A 26,993-nucleotide genomic window follows, 5' to 3' on the forward strand; every position below is an offset into this window, starting at 1 on the left:
CTCTCGCTGATGGGGCTGTCAGGGGTCGGCGGTAGCGTGGAGGCATGTCCGTGAACCTGCCCGCCGGTGCTGTCGGCGACGTCGCCGCCGAGTCCGTCGTCGACGATGTGCTGCTCGCGCGCATCCGCTCGAGGGCCGCGGTCCACGACCGCGAGAACACGTTCCCGCACGACGATCTGCACGAGCTCCGCGAGGCCGGCTACCTGCGGATGTTCGCGCCGCTCGACCGGGGCGGGCTGGGGTTCGGGCTCGAGCGCGTCGCCCGGGAGCAGACCCGGCTCGCCACGGCGGCGCCGGCCACCGCGCTCGCTCTGAACATGCACCTCGTCTGGACGGGCACGGCCAAGGTGCTGCTCGACCGCGGCGACGACTCGCTGGCCTGGGTGCTCGACGACGCGGTCGCCGGCGAGGTCTTCGCGTTCGGCAACAGCGAGGCGGGCAACGACCTCGTGCTCTTCGGGTCCCGCACGGTCGCGACGCCGCAGCCCGACGGTGGCTACCACTTCACAGGCACGAAGATCTTCACCTCGCTCTCCCCGGTCTGGACACGGCTCGGCGTCTTCGGCCGCGACGACACCGACCCCGAGGCGCCGCTGCTCGTGCACGCCTTCCTCGAGCGGCAGCCGGGGGTCGAGACGCTGTCCGACTGGGACACGCTGGCCATGCGCGCCAGCCAGTCCAACACCACGATCCTCACCGAGGCCGTCGCGCCGGCCTCCCGGGTGTTCCGGCGGCTGCCCGCGGGCCCGAGCGCCGATCCGCTGATCTTCGGCATCTTCGCCAACTTCGAGGTGCTCGTCGCCGCCGTCTACACCGGGCTCAGCCAGCGGGCGCTCGAGCTCGCCGTCGAGGCCGCGCACCGCCGCACGTCGCTCAAGGCGAACGGGCGGCCCTACGCGCACGATCCCGACATCCGCTGGCGCATCGCCTCGGCGGGCATCCAGCACGACGGCATCCCCCCGCAGATCGCGGCGCTCGCCCGGGCGGTCGACGCACTCGAGAACCGCGGTGCGGCGTGGTTCCCGGCGCTCGTCGGCCTCAAGGTGCGGGCCACCGAGAGCGCCCGCGTCGTCGTCGACCACGCGCTGCGGGTCTCGGGCGGCTCGGCCATCGCCTCCTCGAGCGAACTTGGGCGGCTCTACCGCGACGTCATCGCCGGGCTCTTCCATCCCTCCGACGACGAGTCCGCCCACTCCACCGTCGCGAACGCACTGCTCGGGCCCGTGCCCGAATGAGGCGGTCGGTCGTGCCCCGGCGCCGTTCGGCGGCCGGGCGCATCGGGGTGCTGTCGGGCGTGCTGCTCGCGGCGACGCTGGTGGTCTCCGGATGCACGGGGTCGGCGCTGTTCGGCGGCGGCGCGGGTGCGCCGGCCGGTGCGCCGACCGCTGGTGCGACGTCGGGGGCGGGGGGCGGCGGTCCGTCGGGGGTAGCCCCGTCCGGTGGTGCGACGTCGGGGGCGGGCGGCGCCACGGCGGCGGCACCGGAGGGGAGCGGGCGGGTGCGCGGGGAGTTCCCCGTCGTGTCGGAGCGGCAGCGCATCCGTCTGTATGCCGAGGCGCGACTGTCGACCATGACCCTCGAGCAGAAGCTCGCGTCGCTCGTGATGGTGCACGTCGGCGGGGCCGATCCTGCGCCGCTGCAGGCCTATCTCACCGCGAACCAGCCGGCGGGGCTGCTGCTGCTCGGCGACAACGTGCCCGGGTCGAGCGCCCAGGCGTCGGCGTTGACGGATGCGCTGCAGCAGAGTCAGGGCCTCGGCACCCTCGTGGCGATCGACGAGGAGGGCGGGATCGTGGCGCGGCTGGCGGAGGACGGGTATCCGGCGGCGGACACGCTGAAGGCGGCCCCCGTCGCCGCGACGGCCGACGCGTTCGCGCAGCGGGCCGCGCTGCTGGAGTCCACCGGGATGACGGTGAACTTCGGGGTGGTGGCCGACGTGACGGCCGACCCGGGGTCGTTCATCTTCGAGCGGGCGCTCGGCACCGACGCGGCGTCGTCCGCCGAGCGGGTCGCCGCCGCGGTGGGTGCCGAGCGCGGGCACGTGTTCAGCACGCTGAAGCACTTCCCGGGGCACGGGACCGTCTCGGGCGATTCGCACACGTCGATCCCGTCGACCTCCCTGCCGATGGAGCAATGGCGGAGCGACGTCGCGCCGCCGTTCGCCGCGGGGATCGACGCGGGTGCCGAGCTGGTGATGTTCGGGCACCTCGCCTACACCTCGGTGGATGCGCTGCCGGCGTCGCTCTCGCCGGAGTGGCACCGGGTGCTGCGCGAGGAGCTCGGGTTCGAGGGCGTGGCGGTGACCGACGATCTGCTCATGCTGGAGGCGTCGGGTGTGCCGGCCTACGCCGATCGCACGGCCAACGCGATCGCGGCCGTGGCGGCGGGCAACGACGTGCTGCTCTACAACAGCACGGTCGACCTGCCGCCGCTCGTCGCGTCGCTCGCGGCGGCGGTGCGGGCGGGCACGATCCCGGCGTCGCGCGTGGACGATGCGGCGCTGCACGTGCTGACGCTGCGACGCGAGCTCTGGCTGCAGCAGCACCCGGCGCCCTGACCGACGCTAGAGGGTGTCGGGGCGGGGGTGGTCGCTCGGCTCGGAGGGAGCTTCGGCGATGGTCGCAGGAGCAGGAGCAGGAGCAGGAGCAGGAGCAGGAGCAGGAGCAGGAGCAGGCGCTTCGGTCGCGGCTGCGGGGGCGCTCGCGGGCGGGGTCGGACGGCGGGAGCCTCGGCGCACCAGGGCGACGACGAGCAGCACGATCGCTGCGATCACCGCGAGCGGAAGAAGCCACGGGATGAGCACCCCGACGAGCACCAGGAAGCTCGAGGCCGCGGCGGCGAGCGACGCCCAGCCGGCGGCGAGGCCGCTCCAGAAGTCGCCCGGCACGGCCGAGGGCAGCGCGCCCTTCTGCTGCAGGTCGAGCGTCAGCGTCGAGTAGTCGATCTGGTCGGAGAGGTACTGCTTCTGCGACTTCAGGCTGTCGAGCTGCCCCTGCCGGTCGGAGATCGCCGTCTCGAGCTCGATCAGGTCGGCCGTGGTGGCCGCCGAGCCGGCGAGGTCGAGCAGCCGGTCGACCGAGGCCTCGAGCGCCGAGATCTGGGCGTCGAGGTCGCGCACCTGCAGCGTGACGTCGCTGGTGCTGATCGACACCGACTCGACGTCGCCCAGCTCACGCAGCCCGTCGACGGCCTCGTCGACCGAATCGGCCGGAACCCGGATGGTCAGCTGCGAGCTCGCCTGCTGGTCGTCGCTGCCGGCCTGCTGCGAGCGCGAGTCGATGCGGCCGTCGAGCGAGGCGACCAGGGACACGGCGTCGTCGGTCGCGGCGGCGGGGTCGTCGACGGTGATGGTGATCCAGCCGGTGGTGATGACGCTCTGGTCGGACTCGGCCAGCGACTCCGTCGAGCCGTCGGCCGCGACACCGCCCTCCGAGACACCACCCTCCGGCGCCGGCTGGGCGGGGTCGACGCGCTGCCCGTCGACGTAGGGCACGCCATCGGACTGGCTCGACGAGGAGCCGCCCGCCGAGCATCCGGCGAGCACGAGGGCACTGGCGACAGCGGCGGAAGCGAGGATCATTCGTCTCATGACGCTCACGCTAGGGCCGGTTGTCTGAAGGCCGCCTGGGACCACCGTGATGGTTACCCGGTCGTTATCGCGCCCCGTTCACGGGCCGATGTCGGGCGCTCGCGTTAGGGTCGGAGCATGCTCGAACGAACCCTCGGCCGCACCGGCCGCTCCGTCTCCATCATCGGCCTCGGCACCTGGCAGCTCGGCGCCGACTGGGGCGACGTCGACGAGAACGCCGCCCTCGACGTGCTCGCCGCCTCGGTCGATGCCGGCGTCACCTTCTTCGACACGGCCGACGTCTACGGCGACGGGCGCAGCGAGACCATCATCGGCCGCTTCCGCCGCGAGAATCCGGATGCACGGCTCACCGTCGCCACGAAGATGGGCCGCCGAGGCGCCCAAGACCCGGCCGAGTTCACGCTGGCGAACTTCCGCGCCTGGACCGATCGCAGCCGGGCGAACCTCGGAGTCGACACCCTCGACCTGGTGCAGCTGCACTGCCCGCCCACGCCCGTCTTCTCGAGCGACGCCGTCTACGACGCGCTCGACACCCTCGTCGAGGAGGGCGCGATCGCGAACTACGGCGTGAGCGTCGAGACCACCGCCGAGGCGCTCGCCGCGATCGCGCGGCCGGGCACGGCGACGGTGCAGATCATCCTGAACGCGTTCCGGCTGAAGCCGCTCGACGAGGTGCTGCCGGCGGCCCGCGAGGCCGGCGTCGGCATCATCGCCCGGGTTCCGCTGGCCTCGGGGCTGCTGAGCGGCAAGTACACGGTCGACACCACCTTCGCCGAGAACGACCACCGAAACTACAACCGTGACGGCAGCGCCTTCGACGTCGGCGAGACCTTCTCGGGCGTCGACTTCGCCACCGGCGTCGAGGCGGCGCAGGCCTTCGCGGCGGCCCTGCCCTCCGGTGTCGCACCGGCGGCGGCGGCGCTCGCCTGGGTGGCGGCGCAGGACGGGGTCTCGACGGTCATCCCCGGCGCCCGCAACCGTGCCCAGGCCGAGTCGAACGCGGCCGCCGGCTCGCTCGAGCTGCCGCCCACCCTCGACGCCACCGTGCACGAGATCTACGACCGCTCCTTCCGGGCGGCCATCCACGACCGCTGGTAGGGGGCCGCGCCGTCGGGGCGAGGTGTGCCCCTGGTTGTGGGGGTGCTAGGCGCACCCGCGGCCGGTGCTGCTCGGCCTAGCATGGGGTCGCGGCCGGTAGTCGGCGCGCAGCGTGCGACCCGGTCGGGTCGGCGCGTCCACCGCCGGGCCTTCCGGTCACGGGTGTCCTCGCACAGCGGGTGGCGGAACGGCTTGGGGGAGCGATGAGCGGTGCGGGCGGGGCAGCGGGCAGTGCGGGCGCGCCAGCGGGCGGCGCGGGCGGGCCAGCGGGCAGCGCGGGCGGGCCAGCGGGCGGCATGGGAGCGTCGTCGGGTTCGAATCCAGAACCGAAGGCGCGATCGACGCCAGGACCGACGGCGCCATCGACGCCAGGACCGACGGCGCCATCGACGCCAGGACCGACGCCAGGATCGGCGTCGGCAGCGCGTCGAGCGACGGTGATCGCCGTGGTGTCGCTGGTGCTCGCGACCGCTTTCTGGGCGGGCAACAACGTCGTGGGCGTGGTCGCCGTGCGGGAGCTCGACCCGATGAGTCTCGTGCTGCTGCGGTGGTGCCTGGCCCTGGTACCGCTCGTCGTGATCGCGCAGCTCGTCGAGCGGCCGGACTGGCGGGTGCTGCTGCGCAACTGGCGGTGGCTGCTGGCGCAGAGCGTGGCGGGCATCCTGGCGTACTCGCTGCTGCTGTACTCGGCGCTGCTGCACATCGACGCACTGAGCGCCTCGCTGATCAACGCCTTCAACCCGGCGCTGATCAGCATCGCGGCGGTGGTGATCCTGCGGCAGAAGCTGTCGCGCACGGCGGCCATCGGCATCCTGGTGGCGCTGATCGGAGTGCTGATCGTGCTCTCGCGCGGGTCGGTGCTGTCGCTGTTCACCGGCGGTTTCGGGGTGGGCGACGTGCTGATGATCGGCGCCATCCTCGCCTGGACGGCCTATACGCTCCTGCTGCGTCAGGCTCCGCGGATGCCCGCGATCAGCGCCACGGCCGGCCAGGTCGCGATCGCGGTGGTGCTGCTCGCGCCGGTGTCGCTGATCCTCGGCGGCCCGACGTTCCCGCAGACCGATGGCGGCTGGTGGGCCCTGGGGTTCATCGCCGTCTTCCCCTCCGTGCTGTCGTACCTCCTGTGGGGGCGGGCGCTGACGGTCATCCCGCCGGCGCGCGCGGGCGTGTTCCTCAACCTCATCGCGGTCTTCACCGCGATCTTCGTGGTGATCGCCGGGCAGCCGCTCACGCTCGCGCAGGCGATCGGCGGCCTCATCGTGCTCGGCGGAGTCGCCCTCGCCAACAGCGCGGCCTTCCGCCGGGCCCCCGTCGTCGTGGGTACGGCCTCGCCGGTGTCCCGGACGATACCGACGCCCACCGACCCCTAGAACTCCGTTGAGCGGCTGCGGGTCTCCCATTCAGCTACGCTCTCGGGGTGAGTGCTGACGTCGAGACGGTCGTTCACGTCACCCCCGACGCCGCGTGGCTTCCGCGCTTCGGGCGGGCCGAGGTCATCCGGCGGTCCACGCCACCCACGCCGATGTGCGTCGCCAGGCTGCTGATCCGCCGAACCGACCAGGTCTTCTGCGTGACCCGGCCGGACACCGGGCGGCTCGACCTCCCGATGCGCGTGATCGAGCGCGACGATCCGAGCGGCCAGCTCGGGATCACCGCCCTCGCGGAGCAGATCACCGGCGACGGGAGCGGTCTCGTCTTCGTGGGGGCTGTGCGCAACGTGGTCGACTCGCCGTCCGACGACTACGCCTGGCCGACGCCGCTCGCGCACTTCGGGGTGTGGACCTCGGAGAGCCACCCCACCGTCGAAGGCAGTTGGGTGAGCATCGGCAACGACTCCCCACTTCGCGATCGGCACTGGTTCCCGCTCGTCCTGTGACGTCAGGCGATACGCCGCAGTTCGCGCTGCCGGGCACAACCGCCGAGGTGCGACCATGCCGGCCGATAGACCGCCCTCGGCGTCGGGCGGAGGGCGGCGGGTGGAGGGCGGCGGGTGGAGGGCGGCGGGTGGAGGGCAGACAGCGGGTCAGTTGCGGTCGTTCGGGTCGACGCCGGTGCGCTCGCCCGTCTCGAGGGAGGCGATGGCCGCGAGGTCGGACTCGTCGAGGGTGAAGTCGAACACGTCGAGGTTCTCGACGATACGCGCCGGCGTCACCGACTTCGGGATGACCGAGAGACCGAGCTGCACGTGCCAGCGCAGCACGATCTGCGCAGGGCTCCGCCCGTGCTTCGCCGCGAGGCGGGCCAGCACGGGATCGGCGATCAGACCGCCGCGCGCGAGCGGCGACCACGACTGCGTGACCACCCCGTGCGCAGCGTCGAAGGCCCGGAGCGCCGTCTGCGGCAGCCGCGGGTGCAGCTCCACCTGGTTGACGGCGGGGACGATACCGGTCTCCTCGACGATCCGGGTGAGGTGCGAGGGGTGGAAGTTCGCGACGCCGATCGAGCGCACGCGCCCCGAGTCGCGCAGGGCGATCAGCGCCCGCCAGGCCTCGACGTACCGGTCGCGGAGCGGGGCCGGCCAGTGGATCAGGTAGAGGTCGAGGTGGTCGAGGCCGAGCATCCGCATCGACTCGTCGAAGGCGCGCAGGGTCTCGTCGTAGCCGTTGTCGGTGAACCACACCTTCGTGGTGACGAAGACCTCCGAGCGGTCGATTCCGGATGCTCGCACCCCCTCGCCGACGCCCTGCTCGTTGTGGTACATCGAGGCGGTGTCGATCAGGCGGTAACCGTGGCGGAGGGCGAACGAGACGGCGGAGGCGGCCTCGTCGTCGGTCGTCTTGTAGACGCCGAGGCCGAGCTGCGGCATGGCGGCGCCGTCGTTCAGAAGGAGCGTGGGAGAGGCGGTCACGATCAGCCCGTGATCGTCGCGACGGGCTCGGTGTCGGGCAGCGGGCTCGCGTCGCGGCCTCGCAGGTCGGGATGGAACCGCTTGCCGAGCAGCGGCACCAGGAACCCGAGCAGGGCCAGGACCGCCGCCACGAGGAAGGCGCCGACCGCGCCGATGCCGTCGATCAGGAAGCCGGCCAGCGCCGAGCCGACGGCCGCGCCGATCAGCTGGCCGGTGCCGACCCAGCCGTAGGCCTCGGCGGTGTCGCTGAAGCGCACGCTCGCCGAGACGATGGCGAACATCACCGCGAGGGCCGGCGCGATGCCGATGCCCGCGACGAACAGGAAGACCGCCAGCCACCAGATGTTGAGCCAGGCGGCGGCGATGGCCGTGCCGACGAAGACGATCGCCATCCGCCGGGCGAGCGCCCACGGGCCGATCGGCTTGTGGCCGAGCGAGAGCCCGCCGACGAGCGAGCCGACCGCGAAGATCGCCAGCACGATGCCGGCCTCGGCGCCGCCCTCGCCGAAGGTCGAGACGACCCCCGCCTCGATGGCCGCGCAGGCGGCGACGAGCAGGAAGCCGACGACGGTCGCGAGCATCACCGGGGGCTTCTTCAGCACCACACCGAGCTTGCGCTTCGAGCGCGGGATGCGCACCCGGCCCAGCTCGGGGCTGGTGAGGAACCAGATGCCGCCGCCGATCAGGAACGCCACCGCGAGCATGATGCCCCAGACGGTGCCGATCTGGATCGACACGAACGTGACGATGACCGGACCGAGCACCCAGATGATCTCCTGCGCCGACGCGTCGAGCGAGAACAGCGGGGTGAGCTGCGAGGAGTTCACCATCTTCGGGTAGATGGTGCGGACGGCGGGCTGGATGGGCGGGGTGCTGAGCCCCGCGATCAGCGCGATGACCATGTCGGCGGCGATGCCGAGCGGGAAGAGCGCGATGGTCGAGATGGCGAGGGCGCAGATGATCATGGCCGTGAGGATGACCGGGCGCATCCCCCAGCGCCCCATCAGGCGACTCGTCAGCGGCCCCGCGATCGCCTGGCCGATGCTCAGCGCGGCGAGCACGAGACCCGCCACCCCGTAGGAGTCGTAGGTGTGCTCGATGTGCAGCAGGAACGCCAGCGACAGCATCCCGTTCGGGAAACGAGCGGTCAGCTGGGCCGCGATGATGCGCGCGACTCCGCGCGTCTTCAGGAGGTCCCGGTAGCTGCTCATAACTGGGTTAGTTTACTTCCGCGCCGCCGCTCCTGCGGCGCGGGCGGGATGCGATGCCGCCGTCGCGCCCCGCTGCTTCGCGGCGTGGTGCGGCGACGGTATCGCCTGGGTCGTCGAGTAGGGCCTGTTGCGTTCGTCAGGGCGGCAGCGAACAGCGAGAGAGCGGATGCGCGGCTACGGGGCCGCGAGGAGCTTCGTGACGCGTTGGAGGGAGGCGGGCTCGACGGTGCCGAGGGGTTGGGCGAAGAGGCCGACGCGGAGCTCCTCGATCAGCCAGCGGGCGCGCACGAGGCGGGGCGGGGAGTGCGGCGCCAGGGGAATGCGGCCGCCGGCGTCGATCAGGCGGGCCGTCGCGGTCTGCACCTCCGTCATCCAGGCGCGGTCGCGGGCGGGGTTGTCGGGCAGCTTCTCGAGGCGGTAGACGATCGCCGCGAGGTAGCGGGGCAGGTGTCCGAGGCGGGCGAGGCCGGTCGCCGAGACGAAGCCGGGGCGCACCAGGGCGGCCAGCTGCTCGCGGGCGTCGGCGATCGCCGGCAGCAGCGCCATGCTCGTCACCGACTTGATCGCCTTCTCGACGTCGCGCACGCCGCCCAGGATGCGCACGACGGTGGCGACGGTCTGGTCGAGCAGCGGCAGCACGGCCTTCGACAGGCGGTCGCGCACCGCGTCGAACTCCTCCGACGTCCACACCAGGCCGTCGGGGTGCAAGGCGGTCAGCGCCTCGTCGGCGCAGGCCTGCATCGCGTCGTCGAAGAGGGCGTTGACGTTCTGGTACGGGCTCGTCGCGAGCAGCAGCTTCTCGTTCTGGGTGAGGTGCTCCCGCACGTACGAGGCCGGGCTCGGCACGGCGAGCAGCAGCAGACGCCGGATGCCCGCGGGCGTCTCCCGGGCCTGCTCCTCGGGAGTCGCCATCAGGCGGATCGCGACGCCCGCCTTCTCGTCGACGAGGGCCGGGTAGGCGCGGATCACGCCGCCGTGCTGGCGGGTGTCGACGTGGTGGGGGAGCGTTCCGAACGACCAGGAGGTGAGCTGCGACCGCTCGCGGAAGGCGCCGGCGGCATCGCCGGCCGAGGTCGGTGCTCCGGGGCCGCTCGCGGCCGCCACGGCGTCGGGACCCGAGCCGCGTCGGACGCCCTCAGCGGCGCCCCGGACGTCGCCCCGTGGGCTGCCGGCGGGACGAGCATCCGGGACCTGGCGCACCGCGCGCGAGATCGAGGCGCGGGCCGCGTCGGAGAGGGTGCGCTGGAGCTCGACGAGGTCCTTGGAGGCGCCGACGGTGCGTCCGCGCTCGTCGACCACGCGGAAGGTGACGCGGAGGTGCTCGGGGAGCTTCGAGCGGTCGAAGTCGGCTGCGGTGACGGGGGTGTGGGCGAGCTTCGACATCAGGGCGGCGAGGCGGGCGGGGAAGTCGTCTCCGGCATCCTGGCCGAGCTCGTCGAGCAGCCGCCCGGCCCAGTCGGTGGCGGGCACGAAGTTCACGCGCAGCCGCTTCGGCATCGAGCGGATGAGCGCCGTCACGAGATCGCGACGCAGCCCGGGCACCTGCGCCTCGAAGCCCTCGGGCTTCAGTCGCGGCAGCAGCGCGAGCGGCACGGTGGCCGTCACGCCGTCGTCGGCGGCGCCCGGCTCGAAGCGGTACGACAGCGCGAGCCGCTGGTCGCCCTGATGCCACTCGGCCGGGAACTGGCTCTCGTCGACGTCGGGCGCACCCTCGGGCAGCAGCGTCTCGACGGTCATCGTGAGGAGCTCGGGGTCGTCGTGGCGGGCCTTCTTCCACCAGCCCTCGAAGCTGCGCTGCGAGACGACGTCGCGCGGGATGCGGGCCTGGTAGAACTCGAACACGGCCTCGTCGTCGAGCAGGATGTCGCGGCGGCGGCTGCGCTCCTCGAGCTGCTCGAGGTCGCGGCGGAAGGCCCGGTTGGCGCGGTCGAAGGCCTGCTGCGACTCCCACTCGCCCTCGACGAGCGCGTGCCGGATGAAGAGCTCACGGGCGTACTCGGGGTCGATCCGGGCGAACTGCACGCGGCGGTGCACCACGATCGGCACGCCGAACAGGGTGACGCGCTCGTAGGCGACGGCGGCGCCCTGCTTCTTCTCCCAGTGCGGTTCGGAGTAGCTGCGCTTCACGAGGTCGCCCGCCAGGGTCTCGGCCCACCCGGGGTCGATGGCGGCGTTCATCCGCGCGAACAGACGGCTGGTCTCGACGAGCTCGGCGCTCATCACGGCCGCGGGCTGCTTCTTCGCCAGGGCGGAGCCGGGGAAGATCGAGAAGCGGGTCTGGCGGGCGCCGAGGTAGTCGCGCTTGACCTGGTCGCGCAGGCCGATCTGGCTGAGGAGGCCGGACAGGATCGAGCGGTGGATGCCGTCGGGGTTCACGCTCGGCTCGCCGATCTCGAGCCCGAGGGGCTTGGCGAGCTGGCGCAGCTGGCGGTAGACGTCCTGCCACTCGCGGATGCGCAGGTAGTTCAGGAACTCGGCCTTGCAGAGGCGCCGGAACGCGCTCGAGCCGAGCTCGCGCTGCTTCTCCTCGAGGTAGTTCCAGAGATTCAGCAGGGTGAGGAAGTCGCTGGTCTGGTCGGCGAAGCGCGCGTGCAGCTCGTCGGCGCGGCCGCGCTTCTCGAGCGGGCGCTCGCGCGGGTCCTGGATCGTCAGGCCCGCGACGATCGCCAGCACCTCGCGGCTCGTGTTCGTCTGTTTCGACTCGACCACCATGCGGGCGAAGCGGGGTTCGATCGGCAGGCGGGCGAGGTCGCGGCCGATCGCGGTGAGGCGGGGGGCGGGGTCGCGTTTGACGTGGTCGGCTCGAAGAGTCCCCGATTCAGAGGCTGCCGCGGCTCCGTCGGTCTGCCGACCGGCGGGGCTGCCGCCTTTCGCCGTGCTGCGCACGGCGCCCAGCTCAGAAAGCAGATCGAGCCCGTCCTTCACCCCGCGCGAGTCGGGCGGCTGCAGGAACGGGAACGACGCGATGTCACCGAGCCCCAGCGAGATCATCTGCAGGATGACCGCCGCGAGGTTCGTGCGCAGGATCTCCGGGTCGGTGAACTCGGGCCGCCTGGCGTAGTCCTCCTCGGAGTAGAGCCGGATCGCGATGCCGTCGCTCGTTCGCCCGCTCCGCCCCGAGCGCTGGTTCGCGCTGGCCTGCGAGATCGGCTCGATCGGCAGCCGCTGCACCTTCGAGCGCACCGAGTAGCGGCTGATGCGCGCGGTTCCGGCGTCGATGACGTACTTGATGCCCGGCACCGTGAGGCTCGTCTCGGCGACGTTCGTGGCGAGCACCACGCGGCGACGGATGCCCGGGGTGCTGCTTCGCTGGAACACCCGATGCTGCTCGGCGGCGCTCAACCGCCCGTAAAGCGGCAGCACCTCGGTCTGGCCGGCCCCACCGGTCGCGGCGAACTTCCCGCGGAGGGACTCCTCGGCGTCGCGGATCTCGTTCTCGCCGCTGAGGAAGACGAGCACGTCGCCCGGCTTCTCGCGGGCCAGCTCGTCGAGGGCCTCGCCGATGGCCTCGAAGAGGTCCTTGGGTTCGGCGGGGCGGTCGTCGCCCCGTCCGGCTCGGGGCTTGGTGGGGCGGCCGCGCTCGGGGGCTGCGCCCTCGTCGGCGTCGTCGTAGTCGTCGTCGGCCGGGTCGTCGGCGGGAGCATCCGGAGCCAGCGGACGGTAGCGGACCTCGACCGGGAAGGTGCGGCCCGAGACCTCGACGATGGGGGCCGGTGTGCCGTCGGGTTCGGCGAAGTGGCGGGCGAAGCTCTCGGGGTCGATGGTCGCGCTCGTGATGATGAGCTTGAGGTCGGGGCGCCGGGGGAGCAGCTGCTTGAGGTAGCCGAGCAGGAAGTCGATGTTGAGGCTGCGCTCGTGGGCCTCGTCGATGATGATCGTGTCGTAGCGGCTGAGCAGCCGGTCGTGGTTCATCTCGTTCAGCAGGATGCCGTCGGTCATCAGCTTGATGCGCGTCTCCTTGCTCGCGCGGTCGGTGAAGCGCACCTGGTAGCCGACGAGGCCGCCGACCTCCTGGCCGAGCTCCTCGGCGATGCGCTCGGCGATGGTGCGGGCGGCGAGGCGGCGGGGCTGGGTGTGACCGATGTTCTGGCGGCCGAGCTCCAGGCAGATCTTGGGGAGCTGGGTGGTCTTGCCCGATCCGGTCTCGCCGGCGACGATCACGACCTGGTGGGCCTCGATGGCGCGCGCGATGTCGTCCCGCTTCTGGCTGACGGGCAGCTCTGGGGGGAAGACGATGCGCAGGGGGGCGGCAGACATGAGCCCTCCATCGTACCGCCGTGGGGGGGCGGGTCGGGCGCTGGCCGTGCCCCGCCCGGCCCGTCAGGGCAGCGCGCGGGCGAAGGCCACGAGCTCGGCGGCCATCGCGGCCGGCTGCCACGAGTGCATCGCGCCCTCGACGGCCTTCTCCTGCGCGCCCGGGATCGCGGAGGCGATGCGCGCCGCCGCGAGGGGCATCTGGGGGAACGTCTGCGTGCCGTAGACCGCGAGCACCGGCACGTCGATCCCGGGGAAGCCCTCGCCCTCGAGCGCCGCGTTCGCCCACTTCATCGACTGCCCGTCGGCCCGCTCGGTGCGCGCGTTGGCCACGATGGCGGGCCACGCCGGCGACGCCTTCGCGCCGGCGAGGAACTCGGGCGGCATGTCGCGCATGTAGTGCTCCTTCGCCCGCTCGTCCTCGCCCGCGTCGAGCAGCGCCTCGAAGCCGTCGCTCCACTCGGCCGTGTCGGCCGCCGACTCGCTGAGCGGCGCCTCCCAGAGCACGAGCCCGCTCACCGGCAGGCCGCGCACCGTCGCGGCGAGGGCGATCGAGCAGCCCGAGGAGTGGCCGACGAGCACCGCTCGGCCGTCTTCCGACCCCGTGGCCGCCGCGATCGCCGCCCGCACCGCCTCGAGCTCGCGGTCGAGGTCGAGCACGCCCTCGGCGGCGCTCTCGCCGCGCCCCAGCCGGTCGAACACGAGTGTCGACACGCCCTCGGCGGCCACGAGCTGGGCGGTCTCGGTCGTCACGTGGTCGCCCGCCCGCGTCGGGCCGGCCCCGGCGATGAAGACGATCGCGGGCCCGGTGCCCTCGCCGTACCGATCGAACGCGACGGTGTCGCCCGTGCTGCTCTGGGTGAACTCGGTCATGGCGGCCTCCAACGATCTCCGGCTCGCGCCGGCTCCCGGATGCGCGGCGGCGGTGCCGCGACGGCTCCAGTCTCGGGCATCCCGGCTCCGGGGTCCACCGCCGGACGTAGGCTCGACGCGTGACCGACCGGAACACCGACAGCCCCGCCTCCTACCCGTCCGAGTTCGAGCAGGCGCTCGCCTCCTGGCACGAGGCCCGGCTGCGGCTCGTGACAGCCCCGCAGGGCATCGCCGCCCTGGTCGGTACGCACTGGCTCACACCCGGCGCGGAGCCGGTCGCGATCGAGGGGCTCGACGGCACGTGGCGCGTCGAGGACGGCGACATCGTCGGTGACGACCTGACGATCGAGGAGGGCAGCGAGGTGCTCCTCGGGTCCCGCGTGCTGCGGCACTTCCGCCGCGACGACGAGGTGGCGCTGCGGGTTCTCGATGCCGAGGCGCCCACCCGTGCATCCGTCGCCGGCATCGACGCGTACCTGCCCGATGAGGCATGGGTTCTGACCGGGCGCTTCGACGCCGCCGACGAGGGCGCCACGATCGACGTCGAGGAGATCGACGGGTACACCGAGACGAGCACGCTGGCCGGCACGGTGACCGTCACGATCGGCGGTGAGGAGGTCTCGCTGATCGCCACGGGGCCGCTGACCGGCATGCAGGTCGTGTTCGCCGACGCGACGAGCGGCACCGAGAGCTACCGCTTCCGCTTCCTCAAGCTGCGAGCGGATGGCGGCACCGGCCCGATCGAGGTCGACTTCAACCGCGCCTATCTGCCGCCGTGCGCGTTCGCCGACTTCTACGTCTGCCCCCTCCCGCCCGCGCAGAACCGCCTCACGGTGCCCGTGCGCGCGGGCGAGAAGCAGGTCGCCCGCCGCTGACCGTGGTGGCGTCGGCCGGGCGGTGCGAGGGTGGACGCATGACGAATCGACTCGGAGACGCGATCAGCCCGTACCTGCGCTCGCACGCCGACAATCCGGTCGACTGGTACCCGTGGGGCGAGGAGGCGTTCGCCGCTGCCCGCGAGCGGGACGTGCCCGTGCTCGTCTCGATCGGGTACTCGACCTGCCACTGGTGCCACGTGATGGCCCGCGAGAGCTTCAGCGACCCGGCGCTCGCCGCCTACCTGAACGAGCGGTTCGTGGCGATCAAGGTCGATCGGGAGGAGCATCCGGAGGTCGACTCGGCGTACCTCGCCGCCGCCGGGGCGTTCACGCAGAACCTGGGCTGGCCGCTGAACGTCTTCGTCACGCCGTCGGGGCAGGCGTTCCACGCCGGGACGTACTCGCCGCCCGTGCCGGTGGACGGGCATCCGGCGTTCTCGCAGGTGCTCGCCGCGGTCGATGACGCGTGGACCACCCGCCGCGCCGAGGTCGAGCGTTCGGCCGCGGGGCTCGCCGAGATGCTCGCCGAGGGGCAGCAGCGGCTGCGCGGGCGGGGCGCGGTGCCGCTCGAGGAGGGCGACGCGGCACCGGTCTCGGCGTCGCAGCTGACGGCCGTCGTCGCCGAGCTCGGCCAGTACGAGGATGCTCAGCACGGTGGCTTCGGCGGTGCGCCGAAGTTCCCCGTGGCGCCCGTGCTGCGGTTCCTGCTCGAGGTGGCGGCGGATTCCGGCGACGCGGCCACCGAAGCGGGTGCCCTCGCGACGCGCACCCTCCACGCCATGGCGGAGTCGCCGCTGCGCGACCCCGTCGAAGGGGGGTTCTTCCGCTACGCGACCAAGCGCGACTGGAGCGAGCCCCACTACGAGCGGATGCTCTACGACAACGCCCTCCTGCTCGACGCCCTGACCGGGGCGTGGGCGTCGGCCCCGCACGAGCTGTGGGCGCGCGACGCCGCGCTCGGTGTCGCCGGGTTCCTCACCGACGTGATGCAGCTGCCCTCCGGCGGATTCGCCTCGGCCCAGGACTCCGAGAGCACCGTCGACGGCCACCGCGTCGAGGGCGGCTACTACGCGCTCGACGCCGAGGCCCGAGCCCGTCAGACCCCGCCCGCCCTCGACGAGAAGGTGCTCACCGGCTGGAACGGCCTCGCCATCGGCGCGCTCGCCCAGGCCGCCCTCGTCTTCGACCGCCCCGAGCTCGCCCTCGCCGCCCAGCACGCGGCCGACCACCTGCTCGAGGCGCACGTCACCTCGGCCGCCGGGGAACCGCCGCGGCTCCTGCGCGCCTCGATCGACGGCCGCGCGTCCACGGCGGTCGCCACGCTCGAGGACTACGGCATGCTCGCCGAGGGCCTCCTCCGCCTGGCCGCCACCACCGGTTCGGCGCGCTACGCGACGGCGGGCCGGATGCTCGTGGACGCCGTCCTGACGGAGCACCCGACCGGGCCCGTGTTCGCCGTGCCCGGCGGCGGCGACCCGATCCTCGGCGCCCAGGGCCTGGCGAGCGAGCTCGACCCCTCGGAGGGCGCCTACCCCTCCGGCAACTCCGCCGCCGCCTCCGCGGCGCTCCTCCTGCACGCCCTCACGGCCGACGCGCGCTACCGCGCCGCGGCTCTCCGCGCGGTAGCGCCCCTGGCGGCGGACGCCGTCGCGCAGCCGATCGCCTTCGGCGCCACCCTCGATCTCCTCACCCGCCTCTCCCGCCCTGCCGAGCAGCTCGTCCTCGTCACCCCGTCCCCGGCCGACCCCCTCGACCGCGCAGCAGCACCCGACGCCCACGCGGATGCCCGGCCCGACGACCTCGCCGCCCGCGTCCGCACCTGGCGCGGAGCCGTCGTCGCCCGCGCGACCGACGAGCAGGCGCACCTCCTGGCCGCCGCCGGCTTCGAGCTCTTCGCCGACCGCACCACCCGCGCCGGCCTGCCGACGGCCTACCTCTGCCGCGACTTCGTCTGCCGCCTCCCGGTGACCGACCCGGCGGCCCTCGCCCGCGACTGACGAGACGCGTAATCGCACGACACAGCGCGTCAGCGCGCGTCAGCGCCGCGTCGGCGCCGCGTCAGCGCGCCCGGGGAGGGTAGGGGCATCCACTACGAAAGGACGCCCCATGACGTACTCCTCCGACTGGGCCGTCGAGGCCCACGGCCTCGTCAAGGTCTTCGGCGACAACCGGGCGGTCGACGGCGTCGACCTGAGCGTGCGCACGGGAACCGTGTACGGCGTGCTCGGCCCGAACGGCGCCGGCAAGACCACCACGATCCGCATGCTCGCCACCCTGCTGAAGCCCGACGGCGGCGAGGCCACGGTGTTCGGCCACGACATCCGCCGCGAACCCCAGATCGTCCGCCAGCTGATCGGCGTCACCGGTCAGTACGCGAGCGTCGACGAGACCCTCTCCGCCACCGAGAACCTCGTGCTCTTCTCCCGCCTCAACGGGCTCAGCCGAGCGGATGCGCGGCGGAAGTCCACCGAGCTGCTCGAGGAGTTCGGCCTGACCGAGGCCGCGAAGCGTCCCCTGAAGAAGTTCTCGGGCGGCATGCGCCGACGCCTCGACCTGGCGGCGAGCCTGATCTCGCAGCCGCCCCTGATCTTCCTCGACGAGCCCACCACCGGTCTCGACCCGCGCACCCGCGCCCAGATGTGGGACACGATCCGCCGCCTGGTCGCCACCGGATCCACCGTCCTCCTCACCACCCAGTACCTCGACGAGGCCGACCAGCTCGCCGATCGCATCGCGGTGGTCGACCGCGGGATCGTCGTCGCCGAGGGCACGGCGGGGGAGCTGAAGGCGAGCGTCGGCAGCGCCTCTCTGCTGCTGCGCCTGGCCGACCCGGCGGCGCTCGAGCGGGCGCGGCACGCGGTGCTCGACGTGCTCGGCGTCGAGGCGGTGCTCACCCCCGAGGCGGGGCGCATCACCGCGCCGATGAGCGACCCCGACTCGATCACCGACCTGCTCATCCGCCTGCGCGCCGACGGCATCGCCGTCGAGGAGCTCGCCGTGCAGCAGCCCACCCTCGACGAGGTGTTCCTCGCCTTGACCGGCCACACGGCCGGCGACGACGAGGCGGCCGAGCCTGCTGACCCGGCCACCGCATCCGGAACCACCCCCGGCGCGACGAACGGCACCATCACCCCCGAACTGGAGACCACCCGATGAGCACCCTGACCATCACCCCCGGTGCCCAGCGCACCCTCAAGAACCACGTCACCATCGCCCAGACCCTGCGCAACTCGCTCAGCATGGCCGGACGAGGGCTGATCAAGATCCGCCGCACGCCCGAGCAGCTGATCGACGTCACCGTGCAGCCGATCATCTTCACGCTGATGTTCACCTACATCTTCGGCGGGGCGATCGCGGGCAGCATCGCCGACTACCTGCCGCTGCTCATCCCGGGCATCCTCGTGCAGACGGTCATCACGACCAGCGTCGTCACCGGCGTGCAGCTGCGCGAGGACATGGACAAGGGCGTGTTCGACCGCTTCAAGTCCCTGCCGATCGCCCGCATCGCCCCGCTGGCCGGCGCACTGCTGGCCGACACCGTGCGCTACGCGATCGCCACCACGCTGACCTTCGTGATGGGCTTCATCATGGGCTACCGCCCGGGCGGCGGGCTCGGTGCGGTCGTCGTGGCGGGCCTGCTCGTAATCGCCTGCTCCTGGGCCATCAGCTGGATCTTCGCGTTCTTCGGCGTCATCGCCCGAAGCGCCGCCAGCGTGCAGGGCATCTCGTTCCTCGTGCTGTTCCCGCTGACGTTCCTCTCGAACGCCTTCGTGCCGGTCGACACGCTGCCGCCCGCGCTGCAGTGGTTCGTGAACGTGAACCCGGTGTCGCACCTCGTGACGGCGGTGCGCGACCTGGCGAACAGCGCGATGTTCACCTCCGACGCCTGGATCTCGCTCCTCGGCGCCGCGATCATCGTCGCGATCTTCGCGCCCCTCACGGTGCGCGCCTACATGAAGAAGGCCTGAGGTCTAGGCCTGGTCCTTCCGGGCCTGGTCCTTCCAGGCCCACGACCACGGCCCGGGTGTGCGCAGCAGTTCCGCCGCACGCCCGGGTCGTTCGTCGTGCCCGAGCAGGGCGACGGATGCTCGGGCCGACGCCACGGCGTCCTCGCCCACCTCGGCCGCGAAGCGCGCGAACATCGGCGCCCGGTGCAGGCCCGGGTTGTCCTGGCGCGCGCCCATCGTGTCCGCCAGCGCCAGCAGCTCGAGGGCCACGTCCGGGCCGATCGCCTCGACGCCCGCCGACCAGGCCGCGAGGCCCACGAGCGAGGCGCCGAGCACCGGGCGGTCGACGTAGACGCCCTCCGGCCGGAGGCTCGCGAGTGTGCGCGACCGGAGGCGCCGCGCCATCCGGCGGAGCTCCTCCGGCTCCCCGGTGCCGTCGACGACGAGGGCGCCGAGCACGCTCGACAGCGCCATCCGGAACCAGGGCGACGACCGGGCGCGCGGCACGTCGAAGCTCGCGAGCACCCGGCGGTTCTCGTCGGCCGCCTCCTCGAGGAGGCCGCGGGCGCGCAGCACCTCGGCGAGGCCGGCCCGGCCGATCGATGCGACGTCGACGCCGTCGTTCTGCCCGGGGTCGGCGGCCAGCTGCTCGAACAGCGCGGTGGCCTCGTCGAGGGCTCCGACGCCGATGTCGTTCGCGGCGATCACCCACTCGAGCTGCCGCACGTCGTCGCTCGCGCCGACGGCCGTCATGCCCTCGCGCGCCCGCCGCGCCCAGCGCAGCGCCTCGGCGGGTTCGGCGTTCTGGCTGTGCAGCTGGGCGAGCATCTGCGCGGCCATCCCGCCTCCCCAGGTGTCCCCGAGCGAGTCGGCGAGCGAGACGGCCCGCCGCGCCATCGCGATCGCCTCGGCGCTGCGACCGGCGTTCTCGGCGGCGAGGCTCGCGACGAGGCTGCCGATCAGCGCGGTCGGGCGGTCGGGTGAGGAGTGCGCACGGAGGATCGCCGCTTCCAGGCGATCGAGGCGACCGACCTCGAGTGCGACCTCCGCCATGGCGGCCAGCCGCGGTTCGGTCACCGGATGCGCGGCCAGCACCCGGCGCAATCGCGACAGTGCCCGGTACGCCGTGCGCTGCTGTCCGACCAACTGCGTGACGGCGATCAGGACGAGTGACAGCACGGTGCTCCCGGCCCGCTCGGCCGGTGGGTCGTAGTGCCGCACGCTCTCGAACACCGGCGCGGCGAAGGCGAGCACCTCGGAGTGGGCGCCGCGGAGCGACCAGTACCAGGCGAGCAGCGCGAACACCGACACCACGATGTCGGGACGGCCCGCGTCGACCGCGCGGCGCAGCACGTCGATGAGGTTGTCCTCCTCGGCCGCGACCTCCCGGAGGGCCGCCAGCTGGCCGTGCCCGTTCAGCCGCGGCAGCGTGCGCTCGGCGAGTGCGTCGGCCCAGGCGAACAGGGCGCGCTCGACCTCGTCGCGGAGTGCGCCGCGCTCGAGCTGCAGCCGTCCGAACTCACGGACGGTCTCGAGCATCCGGAACCGCAGCCCACCGGGTTCGACGCCCGGGCCACCGCTCGCGGCGTCGGCACCCTGCGCGGCCGCGGGCGCGACCGCGGGTTCGCTCAGGATGACGAGCGACTGGGCCACGAGACCGTCCAGCGCGTCGTCGACCCCGGGTCCGACCACCGCCCGGGCCGCCTCGACGCTGAAGCCGTCCGCGAACTCGGAGAGCCGGGCCAGGGCGCTCTGCTCGTCGGCGCCGAGCAGGTTCCAACTCCACTCGATCACCGCGAGCAGCGTGCGGTGCCGCTCGGGGGCGCTCCGGTCGCCGCCGGTGAGCAAGGCGAAGCGGTTGCCGAGTCGGCGTTCGATCTCGTCGAGCGACATCGAGCGGATGCGCGCCGCCGCGAGCTCGATCGCGAGCGGCAGACCGTCGAGGCGCTCGCAGAGCCGCGCGACGGTGGCCCGGTCGAGGGCGGCGCCGGGGCGGGCGGCGGTGGCTCGGTCGAGGAAGAGCTGCACGGCGGGGTCGTCGGCGCCCGCCACCCCCAGGGGCTGCAGGGCGTACACGCGCTCGCTCGAGATGCTCAGCGGGGTGCGGCTGGTCGCCAGCACGGTCAGCTCGGGCAGCTCGCCGGTGAGGGCCGCCGCCCACTCGGCCGCCGCGTCGATCAGGTGCTCGCAGTTGTCGACGACGAGCAGGGTGCGACGCTCGGCCAGCCGGTCCAGGATGCGCGTGCGGAGGTCGGCGCGCACCCGCTGGTCTCCCATCCGCCGCGCACTGTTGAGCTCCCGGATGCCCAGGGCCGACGCCAGCGCGAACACGACGTCCTCGGCGCTCCGAACACTGGCCAGCTCCACGACGACGACCGCGCCGAACTCCCCGACGGACCGGGCCGCCACCTCGTGCGCCAGCCGCGTCTTGCCGAGGCCGCCCGGCCCGAGGATCGTCGTCACCCGCGCCTGCTCGAGCAGCGCGAGCACGGCCTGCACGGCTCCCTCGCGGCCCACCAGGGCGTTCGGGGCGGCCCGGATTCCGCGGCTGAGCGGCGCGGCTGCGGCGTCCGGTGGGGCCGCCGCCGTCGCCGTCGCGGCCGTAGGCTGCTCCGCGCGGTCGAGCAGCTCGATGTTGAGGGCCTGGAGCTCGGGTGAGGGGCTGGTGCCGAAGGCGTCCTGAACCCGCTCGCGGTACTGCGCGAAGGCAGCGACGGCCTCGGTGCCGCGGCCCTGTCCGTCGAGCGCCCGCATCAGGAGCAGCTGGGCGTGGTCGTCGAAGGGCGCGCGGGCGGCGAGCCGGCGAGCGGCGGTCTCGGCGTCGGCGTCGAGGCCGAGGGCGAGCGCGGCGGCCGCCGCGGTCGAATCGAGCGTCGCGGCCACCTCGTCGGCACCGGCCGCCAGCGCATCGGCGAGCTCGCCCGGATCGAGGTCGGCGCCCGGGGCGCCGCGCCACAGCGCGGTCGCCTCCGCCGCGATCCGGGCCGCGTCCTCGGTGGCTCCTCCGGCGAGAGCCTGAGCCGCCCGCGCCGCCGCCGCTCGCGCTTCACCGAGATCGGTCTCGAAACCCAGCCGGTAGCCCGACGTCGTCGACTCGATCACCCCGTCGCCGAACGCCGAGCGCAGCCGCGACACGAGCGCCTGCAGCGCCCCCCGCGCGGACCGCGGCGGCTCGCCGCCCCACACCTCGTCGATCAGTGCCTCGACGCCGACGGCCCGCGGTGCGGCCAGCGCCAGCACCACGAGAACCGCCTTGGCCCGGCGCCCTGTCGGCTCGACCCACACCCCGTCGCGGCCCACGGCCACCGGCCCGAGCACTCCCACGACCGCACGCGACCCTCCGACGACCGCCGCTGCACCCCGATCGCTCACGCGCACAGCCTACTTTCCCGACCACCCCACCCGACGCGCGCCGCGATCCGCCTCGTGGCACGTCGGCACGGGAGGAGAATGACGGCCATATCCTCCGGGGAGCGCCATCGCCCCGATTCTCCTCCCGTGCCGACGAGCGGCGACGCGTCGGACGGGCAGCGCGACCGCGGGCGTCAGGTGAGCAGCGCGACCGCGCCGAGCGAGAGCGCCGCGATCAGCGCCCACGACACCAGCCCGACGACGAGCGCGCGCCAGCCCGTGCGGGCGAGGCGTGTGAAGCGAATACTCGTGCCGAGCGCGAACAGCGCCACCGCGAAGAGGGCGTTCTGCGCCACGTCGGCGACGTCCAGCAGTGTGGTGGACACGGGCGCCGCGACGAGCGGCAGCAGGAGGGTTCGCACCAGCACCGCCGCGAGGAAGCCCGCGACGAACAGTGGCACGAGCGCGGGGCGGGCGGCCGGGGTGACGGCGGCGCGGGCATCCGCTCGTCTCATCACGAGGGAGACGCCCGCGACCATCGGCGCCAGCGTCAGCACCCGCGTCAGTTTCACGACGACGGCGACGGCGAGCGCCGTGGGGCCGGCGATCTGCGCCGTGGCGACCACCTGGCCGACGTCGTGCACGCTGAGGCCGACCCAGAGGCCGAACTGCTCGGAGGAGAGGCCGAGCGGGAAGCGGAGCGCGGGGAGCACTGCGATCGCGAGCGTGCCGCAGAGGGTGACCAGGGCGACCGGGGTGGCGGTCTCCTCCTCGTCGCTGCGGGTGACCGCGCTGACGGCGCCGATGGCGGAGGCGCCGCAGATCGAGAAGCCCGCCGCGATCAGCACCGGCTGATGACCCGGCAGCCCCAGCAGGCGGCCGAGGCCGAAGGTGGCGATGAAGGTGATCAGCACGATCGCGACGATGGCCAGCACGGTGGGCCAGCCGAGTCCCGCGATGTCGACGAGGCTGAGCTTGAGGCCGAGCAGCACGATGCCGATGCGCAGCAGCCGGCGCGACGACAGCGCGAGCCCCGGCTTCAGCACTCCGTCGAGAAGGCGCTGGGCGGGTGGGACCTGGCCGGTCACGATCCCGAGCACGACTGCGATCGTGAGGAGGGGAACGGCGGGCAGGAGCAGGTGCAGCGCGAAGGCGACGAGCGCAGCGCCGGCAGCGAGCAGGATGCCGGGCAGCACCCTTCGCAGCGGGTCGGGCGCCCGGCCGCCGGGCGATGCGCTCACGTCAGCGCCAGCTCGGCAGCCAGTAGTGCAGGCTGAGGAACCAGGCGGGCACGGGCATCCCGACCCAGACCGGGTAGAACCACGCACTCACCAGCACGCAGATCACGAGGAACGCGCCGACGACGGCCAGCGCCCGGGTGCGCTGCGGCCGCGGATCGGCCCGGGACCCGAGCGCCAGCCCGATCACCATCGTCAATCCGAGGATCATGTAGGGCTCGAACGCGATCGTGTAGAACTGGAACACCGTGCGGCCGGTGTACATCAGCCACGGCAGGTAGCCGGCGACCATGCCCATCAGCACGAGGCCCACCTGCCACTCGCGACGGCGCACCAGGCGGTAGACGAGGTAGAACAGGGCGGCCGTCGCGCACCACCAGATGATGGGGTTGGCGATCGAGGTGATGTTCTCGTAGCAGGTGGTGCCGCCGCAGACGGAGTCGTCGACCTGACTGACGTACATCTGCGTCGGGCGGATGAGGAAGAGCCAGGTCAGCGGGTTCGCCGAGTACGGATGGGGCGAGTTCTCGCCCACGTGGTACTGGTAGATCGCCACCTCGAGGTGCCAGAAGTTCTGCACGGCCAGCGGCACCCAGCTGAGTGCGCCGGTCCATTCGCCGTTCGAGGTCTGCGCCCAGGTGCGGTACATGCCGCCGGTGGTCGCGAACCAGCCGATCCAGGTGGTGAGGTAGGTGACGACGGCGAGCGGCACGAGCAGGATCGCCGTGACCGGGCCCTGCTTGAGCACCGCGGCGCTGAACCAGAACGGCAGCCCCAGCCGGCGGCGGGCGAGGGCGTCGACGACGATCAGGTAGACGCCGAAGGCGGCGAGGAAGTAGAGGCCGCTCCACTTCACCGAGGAGGCGGCGCCGAACGCGACGGCCGCGGCGAGCACCCAGGGGCGCCACCAGATCGCGGGGCCCCAGGTGGGTTCGCCCGCGCGGCCCCGGCCCGACCCGGCTCGGCGTTCTCTTCCCCGCTCCAGTGCTTCGGCCAGCCGCCGCTCGTGCCACGCCCGATCGAGCAGCACCGCCCCGAAGCCGAGCAGCAGGAACAGCGACGACAGCCCGTCGAGGATGCCCACCCGGCTCATCACGATCGCGTGTCCGTCGATCGCCAGCAGGAACCCGGCGATCACACCGAGCAGCGTCGAGCGCGTGAGCTTCACCGCGATCAGCGTCGTCAGCAGCACCAGCAGGATGCCCGCGACCGCGACCGAGATGCGCCACCCCGTCGAGTCGCCCGGGCCGAACAGCTCCATGCCGGCCCCGATGATCCACTTGCCGAGCGGCGGATGCACGGCGAACGAGCCCATCGTCTGGAAGATGTCGGTCTCGCCGGCGTTGAACCGCGTGTCGGCGTCGGCCGGCCAGGTGGCCTCGTAGCCGAGGTTCCAGGTGGTCCAGGCGTCCTTGACGTAGAAGGTCTCGTCGAAGACGAGGCTGTGCGGGTGGCCGAGGTTCACCAGGCGGAGCACGGCGGCGAGGAGGGTGACCGCGATCGGGCCGCCCCAGCGCCAGGCGCGCTCGCGGGCGGGGGTCGCCATGAGCCGGAGCCACCAGTCGTCGAGGCGGGAGCCGGTGGGGACGGGGGGCGCGGGCTGGGCGGGGGCGTCGGCGCTGTCGGCGTCGATGACGGCGGGTGCGGCGCTGGCGGCCAGGGGGGCGGCGTCCGGGGCGGGTGCCGCGTGAGCATCCTGAGCCTCGTGCGCGTGGGGGCGCGGCGCGGTCGTCGGCTCCTCGGTGCTCACCGGGCAATGCTAACGGTGGCGGCCCGGATGCGCCGTGCAGGCTGGGAGACTGGGGGCATGCTGATCCTCGCCGCCACCCCCATCGGCAACCTGAAGGACGCGTCGGCCCGCCTCGTCGAGCTCCTCGAGTCGGCCGAGGTGATCGCCGCCGAGGACACCCGCGTCACCGTCAAGCTGCTGCGCGGCCTCGGCATCGAGAACCGGCCCCGCCTGCTGCCGCTGCACGAGCACAACGAGCGCGAGAAGGCGGCGTCGCTCGTCGAGCTCGCCCGCGAGGGCGACCTCGTGCTGCTCTCGGACGCCGGGATGCCGACCGTCTCCGACCCGGGCTACCTGCTGGTCTCGGCCGCGATCGCCGCGGACGTGCCGGTCACCGTCATCCCCGGCCCCTCCGCCGTGGTCACGGCCCTCGCGCTCTCGGGCCTGCCGACCGACCGCTTCACCTTCGAGGGCTTCCTGCCCCGCAAGCGCGGCGACCGTCTCAGCACGTTCCGGATGCTCGCCCGCGAGCCGCGCACGATGGTGTTCTTCGAGTCGCCGAACCGCCTGGCCGAGTCCCTGATCGACCTGGCCTCGGTGCTCGGTGACGACCGCCGGGTGGCCGTGGTGCGCGAGCTGACGAAGCTCTACGAGGAGGCACGCCGCGGCACCGCGGCCGAGCTCGCGACGTGGGCGGCCGGTGGGGTGAAGGGCGAGATCGTGATCGTGGTCGCCGGGGCCGAGGCGCTCGCCGCCGATCTGCCGACGGCGCTCGCCGAGGTGCAGTCGCTCGTCGCGTCGGGTACGCGCCTCAAGGAGGCCACCGTCGCGGTCGCGGAGGCGACCGGGCTCTCACGGCGTGACCTCTACGAGGCGGCACTGGCGTCGAAGCGGCCCTGAGCTGCGGGGCCATCCACCCCTGGCGGGGCCAACCACCCCTGGCGGGGCCGTCCACCCCCGTGCGGGGCGGGGAGGGACGGGGTAGGCAGGAAGGCATGGCTTCAGCAGTGCGATTCCAGACGTTCGGCGGCACCGAGGTGCTCGAGGTGGTCGACGTCGACCGTCCCGAGCCCGGGCCCGGGGAGGTGCGCGTCGAGATCGTCGCCTCCTCGATCAACCCCGGCGAAGCCGCGATCCGCGAGGGCCGGCTCGAGGACGTCTTCCCCACGACCCTGCCGAGCGGCGAGGGCAGCGACCTCGCCGGACGCGTGCAGTCGACCGGCCCGGGCGTGACCGGTATTGAGGCCGGCGACGAGGTCATCGGCTTCAGCGACCGCCGCGGCGCCCACGCGACCCATGCCGTCGTGCCGGCCGAGAACCTCGTTCCGAAGCCGGCCGGCGTCACCTGGGAGGAGGCCGCCACCCTCTACGTCGCCGGCACCACCGCGGTCGCCGCCGTGCGGGCCGTCGGGATCGCGTCAGGAGAGACCCTCGTCGTCGCGGGCGCGACGGGCGGCGTCGGCCTGTTCGCCGTGCAGCTCGCCCGGCTCGCCGGGGCCCGCGTGATCGGCCTCGCCCGTCGCGACGACCACCCGCTGCTCGAGGACCTCGGTGTCGAGCCCGTCGAGTACGGCGCTGCCGCCCTGGAGCGCCTGCGCGAGCTCGCGCCCGACGGCGTCGACGCCTTCATCGACACGGCGGGCCACGGCTCGGTCGACCTGGCGCTCGCGCTCGGCGTCGCGCCCGAGCGCATCGACACGGTCGCCGACCCGGCCGCTTCCGCGCGGGGCGTGAAGACCGAGGGGAACGCCCAGGGCGGAGGTGCCGCGACCCTGGCCCGGCTCGCCGAGCTCGTCGCCGAGGGCGCGCTGCGCGTCGTGATCGACACCATCTACCCCCTGCAGCGCGTGGCCGAGGCCTACGACCACCTGGCCACGCGGCACGTCGTCGGCAAGATCGTGCTGCGCATGGAGTAGGGCTCCGGATGCCCGCTCCACTCCTCCACATTCTCGGAGGTGTGCGCACCTCTGCACAGCC

The 26,993-nt window shown here is 73.2% G+C and carries 19 protein-coding genes; 11 read left to right on the forward strand and 8 right to left on the reverse strand.

Features of this window, described 5'->3' with window-relative positions:
- The first annotated feature begins 44 nt into the window (after window positions 1-44).
- A complete protein-coding gene (locus BJ984_RS09085; RefSeq protein ID WP_179547744.1) occupies window positions 45-1,235 on the forward strand; it encodes an acyl-CoA dehydrogenase family protein in 1,191 nt (396 codons plus the stop codon).
- An 11-nt stretch (window positions 1,236-1,246) separates the two neighbouring features.
- Window positions 1,247-2,557 carry a glycoside hydrolase family 3 N-terminal domain-containing protein gene (locus tag BJ984_RS09090; protein WP_271206484.1) on the forward strand — a complete coding sequence of 437 codons (1,311 nt, stop codon included), beginning with the start codon at window positions 1,247-1,249 and terminating at the stop codon, window positions 2,555-2,557.
- Window positions 2,558-2,563: 6 nt separating this feature from the next.
- On the opposite strand, the gene BJ984_RS09095 is transcribed toward BJ984_RS09090, so the two are convergent.
- Window positions 2,564-3,589 carry a DUF4349 domain-containing protein gene (locus BJ984_RS09095; RefSeq protein WP_179547745.1) on the reverse strand — a complete coding sequence of 342 codons (1,026 nt, stop codon included), beginning with the start codon at window positions 3,587-3,589 and terminating at the stop codon, window positions 2,564-2,566.
- A 117-nt stretch (window positions 3,590-3,706) separates the two neighbouring features.
- Between BJ984_RS09095 and BJ984_RS09100 the strand changes: the two genes are divergently transcribed.
- The 3 genes from BJ984_RS09100 (at window position 3,707) to BJ984_RS09110 (ending at window position 6,563) form a co-directional block, all read left to right on the forward strand.
- Window positions 3,707-4,687 (forward strand): aldo/keto reductase, encoded by a 981-nt coding sequence (locus BJ984_RS09100; protein WP_173183685.1) that lies wholly within the window; start codon window positions 3,707-3,709, stop codon window positions 4,685-4,687.
- 437 nt (window positions 4,688-5,124) lie between these two features.
- On the forward strand, window positions 5,125-6,057 hold the full coding sequence (locus BJ984_RS09105; RefSeq protein WP_271206485.1) for a DMT family transporter: 933 nt from the start codon (window positions 5,125-5,127) through the stop codon (window positions 6,055-6,057).
- Between the two features lie 47 nt (window positions 6,058-6,104).
- Entirely contained in the window at window positions 6,105-6,563 is a 459-nt protein-coding gene (locus BJ984_RS09110; RefSeq protein WP_179547747.1) for an NUDIX hydrolase, read from the forward strand.
- Between the two features lie 147 nt (window positions 6,564-6,710).
- On the opposite strand, the gene BJ984_RS09115 is transcribed toward BJ984_RS09110, so the two are convergent.
- The 4 genes from BJ984_RS09115 to BJ984_RS09130 form a co-directional block, all read right to left on the reverse strand.
- Window positions 6,711-7,535, reverse strand: a complete 825-nt coding sequence (locus BJ984_RS09115) for an aldo/keto reductase (RefSeq protein WP_179547748.1) — start codon at window positions 7,533-7,535, stop codon at window positions 6,711-6,713.
- A gap of 2 nt (window positions 7,536-7,537) precedes the next feature.
- Window positions 7,538-8,746 carry an MFS transporter gene (locus tag BJ984_RS09120; RefSeq protein ID WP_179547749.1) on the reverse strand — a complete coding sequence of 403 codons (1,209 nt, stop codon included), beginning with the start codon at window positions 8,744-8,746 and terminating at the stop codon, window positions 7,538-7,540.
- A gap of 174 nt (window positions 8,747-8,920) precedes the next feature.
- Window positions 8,921-13,003: an ATP-dependent RNA helicase HrpA gene (gene hrpA / locus BJ984_RS09125; RefSeq protein WP_179547750.1), complete on the reverse strand. Its 4,083-nt coding sequence runs from the start codon at window positions 13,001-13,003 to the stop codon at window positions 8,921-8,923.
- Window positions 13,004-13,066: 63 nt separating this feature from the next.
- Window positions 13,067-13,873: an alpha/beta fold hydrolase gene (locus tag BJ984_RS09130; protein ID WP_179547751.1), complete on the reverse strand. Its 807-nt coding sequence runs from the start codon at window positions 13,871-13,873 to the stop codon at window positions 13,067-13,069.
- Between the two features lie 119 nt (window positions 13,874-13,992).
- On the opposite strand from BJ984_RS09130, the gene BJ984_RS19070 reads away from it, so the two are divergent.
- The 4 genes from BJ984_RS19070 (at window position 13,993) to BJ984_RS09150 (ending at window position 18,719) form a co-directional block, all read left to right on the forward strand.
- Window positions 13,993-14,748: a DUF1684 domain-containing protein gene (locus BJ984_RS19070; protein WP_179547752.1), complete on the forward strand. Its 756-nt coding sequence runs from the start codon at window positions 13,993-13,995 to the stop codon at window positions 14,746-14,748.
- Between the two features lie 38 nt (window positions 14,749-14,786).
- Window positions 14,787-16,748 carry a thioredoxin domain-containing protein gene (locus BJ984_RS09140; protein ID WP_179547753.1) on the forward strand — a complete coding sequence of 654 codons (1,962 nt, stop codon included), beginning with the start codon at window positions 14,787-14,789 and terminating at the stop codon, window positions 16,746-16,748.
- Between the two features lie 109 nt (window positions 16,749-16,857).
- A complete protein-coding gene (locus tag BJ984_RS09145) occupies window positions 16,858-17,907 on the forward strand; it encodes an ATP-binding cassette domain-containing protein (protein ID WP_179547754.1) in 1,050 nt (349 codons plus the stop codon).
- On the forward strand, window positions 17,904-18,719 hold the full coding sequence (locus BJ984_RS09150; protein WP_179547755.1) for an ABC transporter permease: 816 nt from the start codon (window positions 17,904-17,906) through the stop codon (window positions 18,717-18,719). Before BJ984_RS09145 ends, BJ984_RS09150 begins: the two co-directional genes overlap by 4 nt.
- Window positions 18,720-18,722: 3 nt before the next feature.
- On the opposite strand, the gene BJ984_RS09155 is transcribed toward BJ984_RS09150, so the two are convergent.
- The 3 genes from BJ984_RS09155 to BJ984_RS09165 all read right to left on the reverse strand — a co-directional run bounded on the left by BJ984_RS09155 (window position 18,723) and on the right by BJ984_RS09165 (window position 25,037).
- Window positions 18,723-22,070: an AfsR/SARP family transcriptional regulator gene (locus tag BJ984_RS09155; protein WP_179547756.1), complete on the reverse strand. Its 3,348-nt coding sequence runs from the start codon at window positions 22,068-22,070 to the stop codon at window positions 18,723-18,725.
- A 173-nt stretch (window positions 22,071-22,243) separates the two neighbouring features.
- Complete coding sequence (locus BJ984_RS09160; RefSeq protein WP_271206486.1) at window positions 22,244-23,290, reverse strand: YeiH family protein; 1,047 nt, start codon at window positions 23,288-23,290, stop codon at window positions 22,244-22,246.
- 1 nt (window position 23,291) lies between these two features.
- On the reverse strand, window positions 23,292-25,037 hold the full coding sequence (locus tag BJ984_RS09165) for a dolichyl-phosphate-mannose--protein mannosyltransferase (RefSeq protein ID WP_271206487.1): 1,746 nt from the start codon (window positions 25,035-25,037) through the stop codon (window positions 23,292-23,294).
- 57 nt (window positions 25,038-25,094) lie between these two features.
- Between BJ984_RS09165 and rsmI the strand changes: the two genes are divergently transcribed.
- Window positions 25,095-25,916 carry a 16S rRNA (cytidine(1402)-2'-O)-methyltransferase gene (rsmI, locus tag BJ984_RS09170; protein WP_179547757.1) on the forward strand — a complete coding sequence of 274 codons (822 nt, stop codon included), beginning with the start codon at window positions 25,095-25,097 and terminating at the stop codon, window positions 25,914-25,916.
- A gap of 95 nt (window positions 25,917-26,011) precedes the next feature.
- Window positions 26,012-26,932, forward strand: a complete 921-nt coding sequence (locus BJ984_RS09175; RefSeq protein WP_179547758.1) for an NADP-dependent oxidoreductase — start codon at window positions 26,012-26,014, stop codon at window positions 26,930-26,932.
- Window positions 26,933-26,993 lie beyond the last annotated feature (61 nt).

Origin of the sequence: Herbiconiux flava (assembly GCF_013409865.1) — a bacterium.
Classification (GTDB): domain Bacteria; phylum Actinomycetota; class Actinomycetes; order Actinomycetales; family Microbacteriaceae; genus Herbiconiux; species Herbiconiux flava.

What these genes read in the sequence shown, in the direction of transcription:
- BJ984_RS09085 (WP_179547744.1), top strand. Translation starts at nt 45, where the DNA reads ATGTCCGTGAACCTGCCCGCCGGTGCTGTCGGCGACGTCGCCGCCGAG.
- BJ984_RS09095 (WP_179547745.1), bottom strand. Translation starts at nt 3,589, where the DNA reads ATGAGACGAATGATCCTCGCTTCCGCCGCTGTCGCCAGTGCCCTCGTG.
- BJ984_RS09100 (WP_173183685.1), top strand. Translation starts at nt 3,707, where the DNA reads ATGCTCGAACGAACCCTCGGCCGCACCGGCCGCTCCGTCTCCATCATC.
- BJ984_RS09120 (WP_179547749.1), bottom strand. Translation starts at nt 8,746, where the DNA reads ATGAGCAGCTACCGGGACCTCCTGAAGACGCGCGGAGTCGCGCGCATC.
- hrpA (WP_179547750.1), bottom strand. Translation starts at nt 13,003, where the DNA reads ATGTCTGCCGCCCCCCTGCGCATCGTCTTCCCCCCAGAGCTGCCCGTC.
- BJ984_RS09130 (WP_179547751.1), bottom strand. Translation starts at nt 13,873, where the DNA reads ATGACCGAGTTCACCCAGAGCAGCACGGGCGACACCGTCGCGTTCGAT.
- BJ984_RS09140 (WP_179547753.1), top strand. Translation starts at nt 14,787, where the DNA reads ATGACGAATCGACTCGGAGACGCGATCAGCCCGTACCTGCGCTCGCAC.
- BJ984_RS09145 (WP_179547754.1), top strand. Translation starts at nt 16,858, where the DNA reads ATGACGTACTCCTCCGACTGGGCCGTCGAGGCCCACGGCCTCGTCAAG.
- BJ984_RS09150 (WP_179547755.1), top strand. Translation starts at nt 17,904, where the DNA reads ATGAGCACCCTGACCATCACCCCCGGTGCCCAGCGCACCCTCAAGAAC.
- rsmI (WP_179547757.1), top strand. Translation starts at nt 25,095, where the DNA reads ATGCTGATCCTCGCCGCCACCCCCATCGGCAACCTGAAGGACGCGTCG.
- BJ984_RS09175 (WP_179547758.1), top strand. Translation starts at nt 26,012, where the DNA reads ATGGCTTCAGCAGTGCGATTCCAGACGTTCGGCGGCACCGAGGTGCTC.